The following is a 15,424-nucleotide window of genomic DNA, read 5'->3' as shown; positions in this document are numbered from 1 at the left end:
TCAGCCGGGTTCGGTCGCGACGTCGAAGCCGAGGCTGCCCAGCTCCGCGAGGCAAACCTCCACCGTGTCGGCGTGCGCGAGCGGGCCTACCCCCTCTGGAGTACCGGTCAGGATCAGGTCGCCGGGCTCGAGGGTCATGGCGTTGGAGATGAACGCAACCAGCGCGGGGATGTCGAAGACCATGTCCCGTGTATTGCCGTCCTGTCTCAGTTGACCGTTCACCCGCAGCTGCACCGAGAGCGAGCTTGGATCGATGCCTGTCACCAGCTCGGGCCCGAGCGGACAGAACGTGTCGAAGCCCTTGGCGCGGGTCCACTGTCCGTCCTTCTTCTGCAGATCGCGCGCGGTGACGTCGCACGCGATGGTGAAACCAAAGACATGATCGAATGCACGCTCGCGTGAGATGCGCCGTCCGCGTTTGCCGACCACGACAGCCAGCTCCGCTTCGTACTCGACCCGCTCACTCTCCCTGGGCAAGAACACCGTGCCGCCGGCGGCGAGCAGCGATGAGGGTGGCTTGAAGAACAGGAGCGGTTCTTTCGGCACCTCGTTGCCCAGCTCCTTGGCGTGGGCGCTGTAGTTGCGGCCGACACACACGATCTTGGTCGGCTCTGCCGGTGCCAGTCGGGGGAGCGAGCTCGACTCGAGCTTGCCGCGTTCGCGGCTCTCGTCGACCCAGGGGGCGTGCGTGAGGCTCATGCCGTCGTCGATTCGCAGCCAGATGGGGAGCCCGTCCTCGGAAACTCGTGCGTAGCGGGTCATCGTCAGCCCTCCGGCGCGGGTTCACCGCGCAACATGCCAGCCAAGATCTGCTCGTCAATCACGCGGGTCCCATGTTTCTTGGCGCTGTCGAGCTTGGATTTCCCGACCTTGTCGCCGGCGACCAGGAACGTCGTGCCCTTCTTCACCTTGTCGTGCACCTCGCCGCCGCCTCCGCGGATGTCGGCGTGCACGTCCTCGCGCTTCTTGCTGAGCACGCCGGTGACACAGAACGTCATGCCCGAGAGCGGTCCGTCTTTTGCGACGGCGGCAACCGGCTGCTGGCGCGAGACGCCGCGCGCGAGCAGCTTTTGCAGGAGCGAACGGCTGACGTCGTCAGCGAGGAAGCCGGCGACACTCTCGACCATCTTGGGCCCGAAGCCGGAGATGGCCGACACCTTCGCGACGACGTCCTCGGGCGTCCACGCAAGGAGAGTCGACAACTCGCCCGCCGCCTCGGCCAGCTGCCGCGCCGCAACTTGACCGACATGCTCGATGCCGACCCCGGTCAGCAGGCGCTCGAGGGGTTGCTCCTTGGAGCGGACGACCGAGTCGACCAGGTTGGTGGCGCTCTTCTCGGCCATGCGCTCCAGCGCGCTGACGCCGTCGACGTCGAGGTCGTAGAGATCGGCGACGTCCCGGATGCGCCCGGTGTCGACCAGCTGATCGACCAGCGACTCGCCGAGGCCGTCGATGTCCATGGCAAAACGCCGCGAAAAATGGATGATCTTCCCCTTCACGACCGCGGGGCAGGCGGGGTTCGGGCAGAAGATTGCGACCTCACTCTCGCGCCGTTCCACCGCCGTGTCACACACCGGGCAGCGCTCGGGCATCGACCAAGACTTGGCCCCGCGTGCCCGGGCGCTCACGTCGACGGCGACGACCTGAGGGATGATCTCGCCGGCCTTCTCGATGCTCACGCGATCACCGATGCGGACGTCGAGCGCCTGCACGATGTCGGCGTTGTGCAGTGACGCACGCGACACCGTCGTGCCGGCCAGCTGCACGGGCTCGAGCACGGCGACGGGTGTCAGCGCGCCGGTGCGCCCGACCTGCACGATGATGTCTTCGAGGCGGGTCTCGGCTCGCTCCGCGCTGAACTTGTAGGCGATGGCCCAGCGCGGAAACTTGGCGGTTGCCCCGAGGATGGCCTGCTCCGACAGCGCGTCCACCTTCACCACCGCGCCGTCGATCTCGTAGGGGTAGTCCTTGCGCTGGGTCTCGATCTCCGCGATGGCTGCCCGCAGCTCCTCGAAGCTGTGACACACGCGGTGCGCCCGATGCGTCGGCAACCCGAGCTCGGCGATCCGATCGAGCGCCGCCGAGTGACGGCCGCCGAGATCCTCCACGACCTGCCACACCAGGGCGCGCAGCCGGCGTTTTGCCACGATACGCGGATCAATCATGCGCAGGCTGCCGGACGCCGCGTTGCGCGGGTTGGCAAACAGCGCTTCCCCGTCTTGCGCGCGCTCGGCGTTGATGAGCTCGAGATCCTTGCGATAGATCACGACCTCCGCCCGCAGCGTGAGCGGGCCCTGATACTCGATGGTCAGCGGCAGCGAGCGAATTGTCCGGAGGTTTTCGCTGATTTCTTCCCCCGACGCCCCGTCGCCGCGGGTCGAGCCGCCGACGAAGCGGCCGTCGCGATAGAGCAGCTCCACACTGGCGCCGTCGAGCTTCGGCTCGACGACGTACGAGGGGCTCGCGCCGTCGGGGAGGCCGGCATGCACGCGCCGCACGAAGTCCGCGAGCTCGTCCTCCGAGTAGGTGTTGTCGAGGGACATCATCGGCACGACGTGCGCGACCGTCTTCAGATCGGAGCGTGGTCCGCCGCCGACGCGACGGGTCGGCGAGTCGGCGCTGCCGAGCTCGGGGAACGTGCGCTCTAGCTCGACCAGCTCGGCGTAGAGCGCGTCGTACTCGCGGTCGCCGATCTGCGGATCGTCGAGGACGTAGTAGCGGTAGTCGTGGGCGCGGATTTCACGCGTCAGCTCGCGGTGGCGCGCCTGCGCCTGTTTGGGGGTCATGCGCGTGTTTCCAGCTGCAAGGCCTTGGCCAGGCGGGTCAGGCCTTCTGCCAGCTTCTTCTTGTCCGTGGTCCAGCCGAGGCGGAAGGCGCTCTCGTCACCGAAGAACGTGCCCGGTGCGGCGAGGACGCCGTGCTCGCGGATCCCCTGCTCGATCAACGGCAGCAGATCGCCGCCGCGAGTGTCTCGCACCCAACCAAACACGCTGGTCGCGGGGGGCGGGACCCAGGCAAGGCTCGGGTGGCGCGCGATGAACGCGTCGACCAGCTCGCGTTTGCCCACTTGCAGCACCCGAACTCGCTCGAGCAGGCGGTCGGCGCGGGTCACGGCGCGTTCACCCCAGGCCCAGGTGACCGGCGGCGCCAGGCCCGCGACGTAGCGCTCGACCCGCAGCGCGGCGGCGACGTGCGCCTCGGGCAGAAACAACCAGCCGGCGCGCGCCCAGCCAGCGCCCCAGCACTTGGTGGCGCTGCTGCAGGTCACGATGTTCGGCGACAGCTTGCGCGCGGTCGTGCGCGGCGACGCCAGCTCCTGATAGGCCTCGTCAATCAAGAGGATGACACCGCGCTCAGCGAGCACCGACGCCAACTCGCTTAGCGTGGCGTCGCTCGCGACGTGTCCGGTCGGGTTGTGAGGGTTGGTGATGGCAACCACGCGGGTCTCGGGGCGGCAGGCGTCGAGCACACGCTCCGGCTCGATCCGGTAGCCTTCGTCAAAGCTGCGCTCGAAGCGATCGACCTTGACGCCCAGGGCTTGGGCTCCGCACCACAGGGGTTCGTAGCTGGGGTTCTCGACCAGCAGCCGTTGTCCGGGTTCGAGCAGCGTTGCGTGGGCGGCGAAGAGCGCGCCGCTCGCGCCGAGGGCGGTCACGACCTCGTTCGTCCCGACGCCGTAGCGCGCTGCGAGCGCCTGTCGAAAACGATCGCGCGCGCCCAGGTCGTCGAGAGGCACTCCCGCGCCGAGCAGCTCGTCGGACACGGGCGCGACGCCGCTCGAAGCGAGGTCGAAGCCGACCTGTCCGTACCAGCGACCCGCGAAGTCCAAATAGGCGATCGGCGGCAGCACGATTTCCCGAGGGTAGCCCGGATTGCCGCGTCAAAGGATAGGCTCGAAAGCCGAAAATTCGCGGGCAAACCTCGGGTTTGAACGCCGGGGTGCCTTGCCTTTGCTAAGGTCCGCCCGCGATGGCGGACACGCCGGGTGAGGACCAGAGTCGAGAGTCGGGAGCAGACCCGCCGGACGACGACGCGCGCCCTTCGGCCGACGACACGCGCGAGCGCGAGTACGAATACCCGGACGGCGCAGCGGAATCCGGAGTGCCGGACGTCAGCATTTCGGACAACGAGGCGCCGAAGAGCCGCGGTGATCTGATCTGGCGCCTGCGCGGTGTCGTGAAGACGATCCGCCCACACCAGTGGGTCAAGAACGTGTTCGTGCTCGCGCCGGTGGTCTTCGCCAAAGAGATCTTCGATCCGTTGTTGCTGTGGCGAGCCGGCGCGGCGTTCCTCGCCTTCTGTCTCTTGGCAGGCGCCGTCTACACCATGAACGACCTCGCGGACGTCGAGGCCGATCGGCAGCACCCGGTGAAGCGATTTCGCCCCATCGCCTCAGGAAGGGTGCCGATCCCGATTGCGCGTGGGCTGGTCGTGGCGCTGGTGGTTGGCGCGCTGCTGGGCTCCGCGATGCGCTCGTGGCCGTTTTTTGCGGCGGCGGCGGCGTACTTCACGCTGAACGTTGCCTACTCACTCAAGCTCAAACACGTGGCGTACCTGGACGTGGGCTGCATCGCGGCCGGGTTCGTGCTGCGGGTGGTCGGCGGCGGTCAGGCGACGCAGATCAACGTCTCGCACTACTTGCTGGTCTGTACGGCACTCTTGGCGCTGTTTTTGGGCTTCGGGAAACGGCGCCACGAGCTGTCTCTGGCGGCGGCGGGTGGCGGGAAGACGCGAGCCGCACTCGAGTCGTATTCACCGCGTGGGCTCGACGTTGCGCTGACCGTCACGGCGCTGGCCACGGTCGCTACCTACGTTGCGTACACTCTCGATCCGCACACCCAAGAGTTCTTCAAGACCCGCTGGCTGTGGCCGAGCGCGTTGTTCGTGGTGCTCGGGGTGTGGCGCTTCCTGTTCTTGATCCGGAGCCGACCGCGGGCCGAGAGTCCGACCCAGGAAATGCTGAAAGATGGGCCATTCGTGGGCATCGTGTTGTGCTGGGTCGTGCTCGTGATGTGGGTCGTCTATCACCTCAGGCCGAGCTGAGATGGCGGAGCCGGCGAAGCCCGAGGCGGAGAAACCCGGCTTCTTCGCCAAGGCGAGTGACGCCTGGTCGGACCTGGTGCTCACGCTGCCGATCTTCGTGCTCTATCACCTTGGGGTGGTGTTCTTGCCCGTGCGGAACGCCGCCGATGTCGTGACCAGCGAGCTGATCGCGCTCGCGGACAACAACATGGTGGCGTACGGCGGGCTGACGCTGCTCATCGGCGGAGTGTTCGTCGGCGTGCTGCTCTTGATGGGACGGCGTGAAGCCCTGGAGTGGGAGCGGTTTGCTTTCCTCGCCGTCGAGGCGACCGTCTATGCGATCGCCATGCGGTTCATCGCGGGCTGGGTGGTGGGCAAGGTGAGCCTGGCCGGCTCCGCATTGCAGGGGGGCTTTTCGGGCGCCGTCATGAGCGCTGGCGCAGGATTTTACGAGGAGATTGCCTTTCGAGTGGTCCTGTTCGGGCTCGGGCTCCAGCTCTTGAAGCTGCTGTTTCCGATGACCGACCCGGTGCGGCCGCGGCTGCTCGGTGTGGGTTGGGCGCTGGCGTCGTCAGCCGTGTTCAGTGGCTGGCACTACGTGGGTGCGTTTGGCGATCCGTTCGAGCTCCGCTCGTTCGTCTTCCGCTGGACGTGCGGCGCGGTGTTCACCGCGATCTACGCCTTCCGCGGTTTTGCTCCCGCGGTCTGGACCCACACGCTCTACGATCTCTGGGTGCTGGTGCTCTAGAGCGCCGATCAGCTTGCGCCTCGTTGTGCGCGGGGCCCTGGGCCGGGGGTGGGCCCCCCCCCCGGCCCCCCCGCCCGGCCCCCGCCCCCGCCCCGGGGCGCGGCCCCCCCGCCCGGCCCCGGAAAACAAACGACGTTCAACCTGTTCGGCGCTCTAGCCCTCAGCGCCGCTCGGCCAGCACGAAGTGTTCGACGTTGCCCTTGGGACCCGGCACCGTGGACTCACACTCCGCGAGCACGGAGAACCCCGCTGACTCGATGGCGGCGCGGGCGTCCGCGATCGCCGCCTCGCGGACCGCAGTGTCCTTGATCACCCCGCGATGGCGCCGCGCGGCCTCGCGGCCTGCCTCGAACTGGGGCTTGACCAGGGCGACCAGGCGGCCGCCCACTGGCAAGAGGCTCGCGATGGCAGGCATCAGCTTCTCGATGCCGATGAACGAAGCGTCCACGACCACGAGGCTTACCGGTTGATCGAAGGCGGCCGGGGTCAGGTGACGCGCGTTGGTGCGCTCCATCACGACCACTCGCGGGTCGCTCCGGAGTTTGTGCGCGAGCTGCCCGTGACCGACGTCGACGGCGAAGACTCGTGTTGCACCCCGTCCGAGCACACAGTCGGTAAAGCCGCCGGTCGACGCGCCGATGTCGGCGACGATTGCGCCCGTGACGTCGAGCTCGAAAGTATCGAGCGCGGCATCGAGTTTGTCGCCGCCCCGCGAGACAAAACGCGGGGCGCCGCGGACCATGAGCTCGAGGGTGTCGGGCAGGAGCTCCCCCGGTTTTTCGATGCGCCGATCGGCGGAAGACACCCGGCCCGCGAGGATCAACGCCTGCGCCTGGGTGCGCGAAGCCGCGAGGCCGCGCTCGACCAGCAGCAGATCGGCGCGCTGCTTCATGGGATCACGACCCCGGGGTGCAGCGCGCGTGCGAGCACCGCGAGCCCCTGCCCGACCCGAGGCCCGGGTCGTAGCACTCGATCGTCGGATACGACGACGAGGTGGCCTTCGCGCACCGCACGCACCTCGGTCCAACCGGGAAGATCTTTGGTGATGCTGATGCCTTCGCGCATCGCTCCACCCGTCGAATCGACCACGACGTCCGGATCGAGAGCGAGCACTCGCTCGATTCCCAGGGTTGGAAACCGCGTGCGCTCGCCGACGATCACGTTGTCCGCGCCCGCGAGCGTCAGCATCTCGTCGGGGAAACTCCCCGGCGCAGCGACGACGACGGGTCGCAGGCCAAACACCAGCAGTGCACGGGGACGAGGGCGATTGCCGAGCGCGCTCACGACGCTGTCTCGCTCGCGAAAGATGGCGGCCCGAGCCGCGACGCCCGCAGCTTCGTCACCGAGCAGCCGCGCGAGGCCGACCAGCATCGCGCCGATCTCGGCGAAGTTCTGGCTCGGCGGAAAGTAGGTGCTGATGCCGCGCGCTTCGAGGCGATCGGCAAAGTCACGCAGCCCCGGACCCTGCACCCCGATCACGAGGTCCGGCTTCACCGCGAGGATGGCCTCCAGGCTCGGGTCCACGAAGCCGCCCACCGGGCGGACGGCCTTCACCTCGGGGGGGAAGTCACAATAACGCGAGCGGCCGACCAGCCGGGCCCCGTGACCCAGAGCAAAAATTGCTTCGGTGGTCGAGGGTGAGAGCGACACGACGCGGCGGGCAGGCCCCGGAGCGCGCCCCGGACGCGCGCAGCCGATCAGCGCGAATGTCGAGAGAAATGCGCGTCGGCCGAGCCTCACGCCCCTCTTCTAACCCCGCCTCGGGAAGATGGGCACCGGCCGCGTCGTAATAGGAGCCCGAGCGGGTTTTCCCCGCAACTCCGCGCGTTCGACCGCAGGTTGACGGCGTCGGGGGCCTCGGGCAACCATGCGCCCGCCCGAGGCAGGGCAGCTTTCAGTTTTCCGGGCCGAATACGGCCTTCATCGGAGGATCAGTAGATGCGGATCTCGAAGCTCAACGTGGGAGCGGCAGTGGTGTTGGCGACGGTGTCCTTTGCGGGCAGCGCCTTGGCTCAAGACGCGGAGGCAAGCGGCGAGGTCGGCATGACGTTGCCCGGCGCCACCGGTCCGAAGGCGGGTGCAGCAACCGGCGAGTCGGATCACGATCAGATGATCGGGCACTTCGCGATTGGTTACCTCGGTGCGCGCGCCGTTCCGATCATGGACATTGCAGGTGGCGCGGGTAACCCGACGCCAGTTCTCGGGACCGTTCAGGCTCCGGTCATTGGTCTGCGCTACTGGCTGGACCAGGGCATGGGCCTCGACGTCGGCCTTGGTTTCTTCAGCAGCGGTGGCAGCACGAAGAACGGCAACACGACCACGGACAAAGCTGGCATCAACGCCGTGCTGGTGCACGCCGGCGTTCCGCTCGCGCTCTCGGGCAGCAAACACTTCAGCTTCCAGATCGTCCCGGAAGCGAACGTCGGTTTTGCGCAGCAGACGAAGAAGGACATCTTCGCGGGCAACGACGAGCTCAAGAACAGCGGCTTTGTCATCGACGTCGGCGCTCGCGCCGGCGCCGAGCTGCACTTCGGCTTCATCGGAGTGCCCCAGCTCAGCTTGCAGGGAAGTGTAGGTGTGCTGTTCCGGTCGGAGACCCGAACCGCGGAGTACACGCCTCCGGCGGGCGCGAGCACCACCGTCGAGGACAAGTCGACCGTGATCTCCACCAGTGTTTACGACAACCCGTGGAACATCTTCACGAGCAACGTCGCCGCCCTCTACTATTTCTGATACCTTTTTGAACGACACCACGCGGTCGGGTCGACTCGCGAAGGGAGCTTGGCGCCATGAAATATCGCAGCTCAGTTTGGCTCGTCGCCTCACTGTTGGTTCTCGGCTGTGCGACCTCCGGAAACGGGGACGCACCGTCGGGCTTCGAGAGTGATCGCTCTCCGCCCGGAAACGCAAACAACCCACTGCCGAACTCGAACGGGCCGTCCGGCTCGTCCGGCGGCGGTGGTGAGGGCGCGCAGGGTGGCGGTGGCGGCGACGGCGGCGGCGGTGGCATCGGCGGCGGCGACGGCGGCGGTGGTGGCATCGGCGGCGGCGACGGCGGCGGTGGTGGCATTGGCGGCGGTGGCGGCATCGGTGGCGGTGAGTTCGGTGGCGCGGGCGGCATCGGCGGCGGTGAGTTCGGCGGCGCAGCCGGCCTCGGCGGCGGAGCCGGCCTCGGCGGCGGCACCGGCGCATGCAGTTATCCGGACTGCGGCGGCTGCGTCGATCCGTGCGAGATCTGCCTGTGCGCAACGCAGAACAACGCCAGCGCCTGCACCTCGTACTGCGGTTGATGGCGAAGAGCGCCGGCGGCCGCCCGATGGCCGCTGGCTGAAACGACGCGGCGTCCGAGTTTCCCTCGGGCGCCGTTGTCGTTTGTGAGCGAGTGGCGGCTCGGCGCGATGTTTGCTCAGCACGAGTGGAGTGAGAGTCGATCCACTCCTGGCCGTGGCGCTCGCGTTGGCTGCGGGGCCCTTGGCCGTTGTTGCGCCAGGTCCGTCGGCGCTGGGGTTTCTCGGCGTTTTTGCGCTCTCTTTCGGCCGTTTTCGTCCGGGAGTGCTCGCGCTCGCAGTTGCGGCGCTCCTGGCCGGAGCCTTCAACGCGCACTTCGCGCTGGAGCGCTGGCGGGGAGCGTGGCTCGATGCCCGCGCGGCGGTGAACGAACCGCTGCGCTGCGCCGCAACGGCGACGGTGCGAAGCTCGCCGACCCGCCGAGGGGACGCGATGAGTTTCATTGCCGAGCTCGATGCGCTCGAGTGTGAGGGTCAAGCAAAGGCGGCGCAGGTTGCGCGCGTCTACGGTGGCGCGGCGGATCTCCGGCGTGGCGATCGGCTCGAGGTCGTCGCGCAGCTGGCGCCGATCCAGCTCTTCCGAAACAAGGAGCTGCCGGATCCGGCGCCCGGCGCGGCGCGGCAAGGGGTGACGTTGAGCGGCATGCTGCTGAGTGCGGAGCGGGTGCAGCGTCGAACGACCCTGGCGTCACTGATCGACGGCGCTCGGAACCACGCGCGGGCCGCCATCGATCGCTCCTTTGCTCCCGCCGCGGCGCCGCTCGCGCGGGCGCTCGTGCTCGGTGAAAACGATCTCGAACCGGAGGACGATCGCGCCTTCCGACTGAGTGGGCTGTCGCACTTGTTGGCCGTGAGTGGCACCCACCTCGTGTTTGCGGTCGCGGCGCTGGTGCGCGCGCTCGCCGCGATTCTGGTTCGTCTCGAGGCCCTCGCAGCCCGGGTCGAGGCGGCGCGTCTTGCGGCGGCGGCTGGTGTGCCGATTGCGCTGATCTACGCCGATTTTGCCGGCGGAAGTGGCTCGGCGTGGCGCGCGGCCTGGATGCTCGCGTTTGCGTACTTCGTACGCGCGGCCGGGCGACACGCGCGCCCCGAGCGCACGCTGGGTGCCTCACTCATCGGTGGCACCCTCGTCGATCCGCTGCTGCCCTTCGACGTCTCGTTCTTGCTCTCGGCAGGTGCAACCGTGGGCCTCATCGTGCTCGGTCAACCGTTCAATCGGCGTGTCGAGCGGCTGACCTGGGCTCCCTGTCGCCTCGTGGTCGGCTCCATCGGCACCACGTTGTCCGCGATGATTCCTTGCGCGCCGCTCCTCGCGCTCTTGGCGCCCGAACAAACCCTGGCAGGTGTGCTCGCCAACGGTTTCGCGGCGCCCATCGGTGAGGCGATCGCCCTTCCGCTCTGTCTGATCCACCCGCTCGTGAGCGGAGTTCCGGGGCTGGGTCGCGGGATCGCACTGGCTGCGTCTGGGGCGCTGCTGTGGGTGCGCGGTGTCGCGCACGCCGGTGCGTCGGCACGCTGGCTCGCGTTCGCGGTTCCGCCGCCAAACGCCTGGCACTTTGCGGTGCTCGCCGTCGCGCTGCTCGGCATGTGGCTCAGACCGCCACGCTTCACCTGGCTCTTGGGCGGGGCTTTCGCGCTGGCAATGGTCGAGCTCGCGGCGATCCGCGCCGGGCATCCGACCGGGCGTCTGCGAGTGAGCGTGCTCGACGTCGGCCAAGGGGACTCACTCTTGGTGGACCTGCCCGACGGCTCGCTGATGTTGGTCGACGGCGGCGGTTTCGTCGGCAGTCCGGTCGATCCGGGCAAGAGTGTGATCGCTCCCCTGCTGCGCGTGCGGCGGCGCCGCCGGGTGGACGTCGTGGTGCTGAGCCATCCGCACCCGGATCACTTCGGGGGACTCGCGTCCGCGCTCGAGCGCGTCGAGGTCGGTGAGCTGTGGGACACCGGTCAGGGGGAGCGTGAAGGAGCCGGCCCCGTGTACCGGCAGCTGCTGGCCGGTCTGCGCTCGCGTGGCGTGTCTGTGCTTCGTCCGGCCGAGCTCTGTGGCGAGAGCCGGGCGTTTGGTGCAGCTCTGGTACGAGTGCTCGCACCGTGCCCCGACTTCGTTCCGGGTCGCGGGCAGAACGACAACTCGTTGGTGGTGTCGCTCGCTCTCGGCGCGCACCGTGCCCTGCTGCTCGGGGATGCGGAGCGCGAAGAAGAGGAGGAGCTCGTGGCGCGCTTCGGGCGCGGACTGCGCGCGGATCTGCTCAAGCTCGGCCATCACGGCAGCCGCACCTCGAGCAGCGCGTCGCTCCTCGGCGCCGTCGGTCCCAGCTACGCGGCTATCTCCTGCGGCGTACGCAATCGGTTTGGCCATCCCCACGCCCAGACGTTGGAAGCCGTCGCGGCGCGGTCTATCCACACCTTACGCACAGATCTCCACGGCGGGTTGAGCTGGTGGACGGACGGGGCGGTCATGCGCGTCGAGGTCAGTGAGCTGATCCACCGACGGTGATTGACGGGGCAAGCCCGCCTCGGTACCGCCTGAGCATGAGCTGGTACCGCGAGAAGATCGAGACCCTGTACACCCCGGAGCAGATCAACACGCGCGTGCGCGAGCTCGGAGCCGAGATCACCCGAGACTATCGCGGCAAATCCCTGGTTCTGTTGTGCGTGTTGAAGGGCAGCTTCGTGCTGGCGGCGGATCTCGCGCGTGCCATCGACCTGCCCCTGCGAGTCGAGTTCCTGGGTGTGCAGAGCTACGGGGACGACACCGAGTCGAGCGGCGTCGTGCGGATCACGTTGGATCTCGCCAGGCCGGTGGACGGTGAGCACGTGCTGCTCGTCGAGGACATCGTGGATACGGGTCTCACGCTGGACTACCTGATGCACCAGATCCAGACGCGCAACGCCGCGAGCGTGAAGGTGTGCGCGCTCCTGCACAAGCCGGCGCGCACTCAGAAGAAGGTGTCCATCGACTACCTCGGCTTCACCATCGACGACGTCTTCGTCGTGGGGTACGGGCTCGACTGGGCGCAGAAGTACCGCAACATGCCCGAGATCGGCGTGGTCAAGGAGCCGAGCGCGGGCTGAGGCGTCACTCGCTCGGTTTCGGCGGGCGCGCGCGCAGTCGCTCGAGACGCTCGCGGATCTGCTTCTCCAGACCTTCGTGGCTCGGCGCGTACAGCGTCGTGCCTTCGAGCTCGTCGGGCAGGTAACTCTCCCCCGGCACGACGTGCCCGGGGAAATCGTGGGCATATCGATAACCCTCGCCGTATCCCTCGGAGCGCATCAGTCCCGTGACGGCGTTCCTCAGCTTGAGCGGCACCGGCAGAGCGCCACGCTTTTCAATCAGCGCCCGGGTCGTCGAAATGGCGCGCTTCACCGCGTCGGATTTGGGACAGCTCGCCAGATACAGGCAAGCGTGGGCCAGCGGGTAGACCCCCTCCGGCAAGCCGACCCGGCGGAAAGCCTCGTCCGCCGCGACCGCAACCTGGAGTGCCCGGGGATCCGCGTTGCCCACGTCTTCGCTGGCGAAGATCAACATGCGCCGCGACAGGAAGAGCGGGTCGTCGCCCGCGTCGAGCATGCGCAGCAGCCAGTAGATTGCCGCGTCGGGATCACTGCCGCGCATGGCCTTGATGAGCGCGCTCGACACGTTGTAGTGCTCTTCACCGGACTTGTCGTAGAGCAGCGTTCGCTCTTCGGCGCCTCGCTTCACGTCATCCAGGCAGAGCTCACTCGCCGAGTCGGGCAAGAGGGCGACCGCGGTCTCGAGCAGACCCAGCGCGCGCCGCGCGTCCCCTGCGCTGCTCTCCGCGATCAGCGCGAGCGCGTCGCCTTGCGCCGACAGACCGCGCTCGCCAAGACCGAACTGTTTGTCCGAGAGCGCGCGCTCGAGCAGCTTGACGAGGTCGTTCTCGGTGAGCGCTTGCAGCCGGAGCACCTTGCAGCGCGACAGCACGGCGGCGTTCACGGCGAACGAGGGGTTCTCGGTCGTGGCACCGATCAGGGTGATGGTGCCGGCCTCGACGTGGGGCAGGAACGCGTCCTGTTGCGCCTTGTTGAAGCGATGGATCTCGTCGACGAAGAGCAGGGTCTTGCGGCCACGGAACCCGAGCTCCTCTTTTGCGGTATCGATGATGACCCGGAGCTCCGCCACACCACCGAGCACCGCCGAGAACGGCACAAACAGCGAGCGCGTGGAGCCGGCCACCACGTTGGCGAGCGTCGTCTTGCCCGAGCCGGGTGGCCCCCACAGGACCAAGGACGGCACACGGTCGTTGCGGATCGCGTCGGCGAGCCACTTGCCATCGCCGATCAGGTGGCGCTGTCCCATCACGTCGTCGAGCGTGCGCGGGCGCATGCGATCGGCGAGCGGCGCGGTGCCGGAGCCGAGTGAACCGCGACGAGCTGCCGCAGCGAGCAGGGTCGGTTGACCGGGTGGTTCGCGGCGCTTCTGGGCCATCAGGCGCGCTCACCGAAGATCGCCGTGCCGATCCGCACCCAGGTCGCACCCGCGGCAATGGCGTGTTCGAGATCGTGGCTCATGCCCATGGACAGCTCGGGCAGTCGGGCTGCCCCGCCGTGGGCGTCGCGCAGCGCGACCAGGGTGTCGAAGAATGGCCGGGCGCCCGCCGGGTCTTCGGTGTGCGGCGGCACCGTCATCAGCCCCGTCAAGCGCAGGCTCCGTGCCTCCTCGATGGTCTCGAGCAAGGGGCCGAGCGCATCCGGCGAGCAACCGTGCTTCTGAAACTCCCCGCCGACGTTCACCTCGACCAGCACGGTGAGGGGTTCCCGCCCCGCCTCGGCGACGCGCTTGTCCAAGTCCAGTGCCAGCCGCGCCGAGTCGATGGTGTGGACGGCGCTCGCGAGCTTTGCGACGTGTTTGGTTTTGTTGCGCTGCAGGTGGCCGATCAAGTGCCAGCTGAGATCGGAAAGATCCGCCAGCTCGGCGGCTTTTTCCAGCAACTCTTGCACGTAGTTCTCGCCGAAATCTCGCTGTCCCGCCGCGTGAGCGGCACGGATGGCGGCGGCGGGTTTGGTCTTGGAGACGGCGAGCAAGCGCACGGAGCCCGGCTCGCGACCGGACTGCCGGGCCGCTAGCTCGATGCGCTGCCGGACGTCGCGCAGGCGTGCCGCGACGTCGAGCATCAGCGTCCGCTCCGCGCTTTGTTGATGACGTCGCGATACACATCCAGCGTGCGCGCGGCCATGCGCTCGAGCGTGAACTTGCCCGCGCGCGCAGTGCCGCGCGTGCTGAGCCGCGCGCGCTCGGCGGGGTCCTCGACCAGTGCCAGGATTGCCTCGGCGATGGCGTCGGCGCTCTCGGGATCGACCTGGATCGCGGCGTCCCCGGCGATCTCCGCGAGGCTCGAGCGATCACTGGTGATGACGGGGCAGCCCGCGGCCATGGCCTCGATCACCGGGTAGCCAAAACCCTCCGCGCGAGAGGGAAACAGCTGGGCCAGCGCGCCGCGGTACAGCGCAGCGAGATCGGCATCCGACACGTAACCGGCCAGCGTGAACGAGCTGGATACGCCGTGTTCGTAGGCTGCGCGACGCAGCTCCATCTGCGTGGAAAGGTCGAGGCGTGCGGCCCAGACCATCACCACGTTGGCATCGGTCGCACGTTTTCTGACCTGCGCCAGGGCCGCCAGCATCAGGTCGTGGTTCTTGCGAAAATCTGCGGCCCCGACACACAGCACGTAAGGCGCTTCTGCCAGGCCAAAACGCTCGCGCACCTTGCCGTCGTCGTGGCCGGGCTCGCTCGACCACCGCACGAGGTCGACGCCGTTGTGCACGACGCTGATCTTCCGGGGCGACACCCCGAGCAAGGTGACCAGATCGTTCGCGGTCGTCTCGCTGACGGCGATCACATGGTCTGCTGAGTGGTAACGCCGCTGATCCAGCCAGCGCCGCCCGGTGCGGTAACCGTCGCGCAAGCTCAGGTACTGGTCCGGGAAGCGCAGCGGGATCAGGTCGTGACACGTGGTCACGCGCGGGCAACCGAGATCGCCGAGGGGAGTTGCGTTGGGGTGTCCCGTGTGGACGAGATCGGGCGAGAGGGCGCGCGTCGCCGCGGCCATCGACACGCGCAGGCGGTAGGCCCACGACAAGTGCGCCTGGGTGGGCGTGCTCGTTGCGGTCAGACGCTCCACCGCGCCGCTCAGATCTTCGGTGACCGACGCACCACCGATCCAATCGAAGCGTTCGACACCCAGGACCCGCAGATCTTCCAGCGTGCCTTCGCTCCTGGCGAAACCCTGCGCCAGATCTGCGACGTAGCGGCCGATCCCGCGCCGTCGCGTGTTCGTCGCCAGCACACTCAGATCGAGCAGAGCCGTGGACACGGCGACGATCTAACACGAACGCGGCGGGGGCC

Annotated in this window: 14 protein-coding genes; 6 read left to right on the top strand and 8 right to left on the bottom strand. The window is 68.1% G+C overall.

Going from position 1 to position 15,424, the window contains the following annotated elements; all coding sequences use genetic code 11:
• Genes IPI67_00425 through IPI67_00415 form a run of 3 tightly spaced genes read right to left on the bottom strand, consistent with a single transcriptional unit; the run spans nucleotide 1 to nucleotide 3,850 of the window.
• The gene (locus IPI67_00425) at nucleotides 1-762 is read right to left on the bottom strand and encodes a fumarylacetoacetate hydrolase family protein (protein ID MBK7578644.1); all 762 of its coding nucleotides are present in this window, start codon (nucleotides 760-762) and stop codon (nucleotides 1-3) included.
• 2 nt (nucleotides 763-764) lie between these two features.
• The gene (gene ligA, locus IPI67_00420; protein MBK7578643.1) at nucleotides 765-2,786 is read right to left on the bottom strand and encodes an NAD-dependent DNA ligase LigA; all 2,022 of its coding nucleotides are present in this window, start codon (nucleotides 2,784-2,786) and stop codon (nucleotides 765-767) included.
• Nucleotides 2,783-3,850, bottom strand: a complete 1,068-nt coding sequence (locus IPI67_00415) for a pyridoxal phosphate-dependent aminotransferase (protein ID MBK7578642.1) — start codon at nucleotides 3,848-3,850, stop codon at nucleotides 2,783-2,785. Before IPI67_00415 ends, ligA begins: the two co-directional genes overlap by 4 nt.
• 119 nt (nucleotides 3,851-3,969) lie before the next feature.
• On the opposite strand from IPI67_00415, the gene IPI67_00410 reads away from it, so the two are divergent.
• Together IPI67_00410 and IPI67_00405 are read left to right on the top strand one after the other, a co-directional pair.
• Nucleotides 3,970-5,043 (top strand): decaprenyl-phosphate phosphoribosyltransferase, encoded by a 1,074-nt coding sequence (locus IPI67_00410; protein MBK7578641.1) that lies wholly within the window; start codon nucleotides 3,970-3,972, stop codon nucleotides 5,041-5,043.
• A 1-nt stretch (nucleotide 5,044) separates the two neighbouring features.
• Nucleotides 5,045-5,770: a CPBP family intramembrane metalloprotease gene (locus tag IPI67_00405; protein MBK7578640.1), complete on the top strand. Its 726-nt coding sequence runs from the start codon at nucleotides 5,045-5,047 to the stop codon at nucleotides 5,768-5,770.
• Nucleotides 5,771-5,930: 160 nt separating this feature from the next.
• Here the strand turns inward: IPI67_00405 and IPI67_00400 are convergent, their stop codons facing one another.
• Both IPI67_00400 and IPI67_00395 read right to left on the bottom strand, forming a co-directional pair.
• A complete protein-coding gene (locus tag IPI67_00400) occupies nucleotides 5,931-6,662 on the bottom strand; it encodes a TlyA family RNA methyltransferase (GenBank protein ID MBK7578639.1) in 732 nt (243 codons plus the stop codon).
• On the bottom strand, nucleotides 6,659-7,510 hold the full coding sequence (locus IPI67_00395; GenBank protein MBK7578638.1) for an ABC transporter substrate-binding protein: 852 nt from the start codon (nucleotides 7,508-7,510) through the stop codon (nucleotides 6,659-6,661). Before IPI67_00395 ends, IPI67_00400 begins: the two co-directional genes overlap by 4 nt.
• Before the next feature lie 198 nt (nucleotides 7,511-7,708).
• On the opposite strand from IPI67_00395, the gene IPI67_00390 reads away from it, so the two are divergent.
• The 4 genes from IPI67_00390 to hpt all read left to right on the top strand — a co-directional run bounded on the left by IPI67_00390 (nucleotide 7,709) and on the right by hpt (nucleotide 12,132).
• Nucleotides 7,709-8,503 (top strand): hypothetical protein, encoded by a 795-nt coding sequence (locus IPI67_00390; GenBank protein ID MBK7578637.1) that lies wholly within the window; start codon nucleotides 7,709-7,711, stop codon nucleotides 8,501-8,503.
• Between the two features lie 56 nt (nucleotides 8,504-8,559).
• A complete protein-coding gene (locus tag IPI67_00385) occupies nucleotides 8,560-9,060 on the top strand; it encodes a hypothetical protein (protein ID MBK7578636.1) in 501 nt (166 codons plus the stop codon).
• Between the two features lie 130 nt (nucleotides 9,061-9,190).
• A complete protein-coding gene (locus tag IPI67_00380; protein ID MBK7578635.1) occupies nucleotides 9,191-11,554 on the top strand; it encodes a DNA internalization-related competence protein ComEC/Rec2 in 2,364 nt (787 codons plus the stop codon).
• Nucleotides 11,555-11,589: 35 nt separating this feature from the next.
• Nucleotides 11,590-12,132 carry a hypoxanthine phosphoribosyltransferase gene (gene hpt / locus IPI67_00375; protein ID MBK7578634.1) on the top strand — a complete coding sequence of 181 codons (543 nt, stop codon included), beginning with the start codon at nucleotides 11,590-11,592 and terminating at the stop codon, nucleotides 12,130-12,132.
• Between the two features lie 4 nt (nucleotides 12,133-12,136).
• Here the strand turns inward: hpt and IPI67_00370 are convergent, their stop codons facing one another.
• From IPI67_00370 to IPI67_00360, 3 genes are read right to left on the bottom strand one after another with little or no spacing between them, the layout of a single operon-like run.
• Nucleotides 12,137-13,507 (bottom strand): replication-associated recombination protein A, encoded by a 1,371-nt coding sequence (locus tag IPI67_00370; protein ID MBK7578633.1) that lies wholly within the window; start codon nucleotides 13,505-13,507, stop codon nucleotides 12,137-12,139.
• On the bottom strand, nucleotides 13,507-14,193 hold the full coding sequence (locus IPI67_00365) for a YggS family pyridoxal phosphate-dependent enzyme (protein MBK7578632.1): 687 nt from the start codon (nucleotides 14,191-14,193) through the stop codon (nucleotides 13,507-13,509). The genes IPI67_00370 and IPI67_00365 overlap by 1 nt, the downstream gene beginning before the upstream one ends.
• Nucleotides 14,193-15,392 (bottom strand): glycosyltransferase family 4 protein, encoded by a 1,200-nt coding sequence (locus tag IPI67_00360; GenBank protein ID MBK7578631.1) that lies wholly within the window; start codon nucleotides 15,390-15,392, stop codon nucleotides 14,193-14,195. Before IPI67_00360 ends, IPI67_00365 begins: the two co-directional genes overlap by 1 nt.
• Between the last annotated feature and the right edge of the window lie 32 nt (nucleotides 15,393-15,424).

Source organism: Myxococcales bacterium (assembly GCA_016706225.1).
GTDB lineage: Bacteria > Myxococcota_A > Polyangia > Polyangiales > Polyangiaceae > JADJKB01.
The sequence above is the reverse complement of the archived record's forward strand: the minus strand, read 5'-3'. Positions and strand labels throughout refer to the sequence as shown.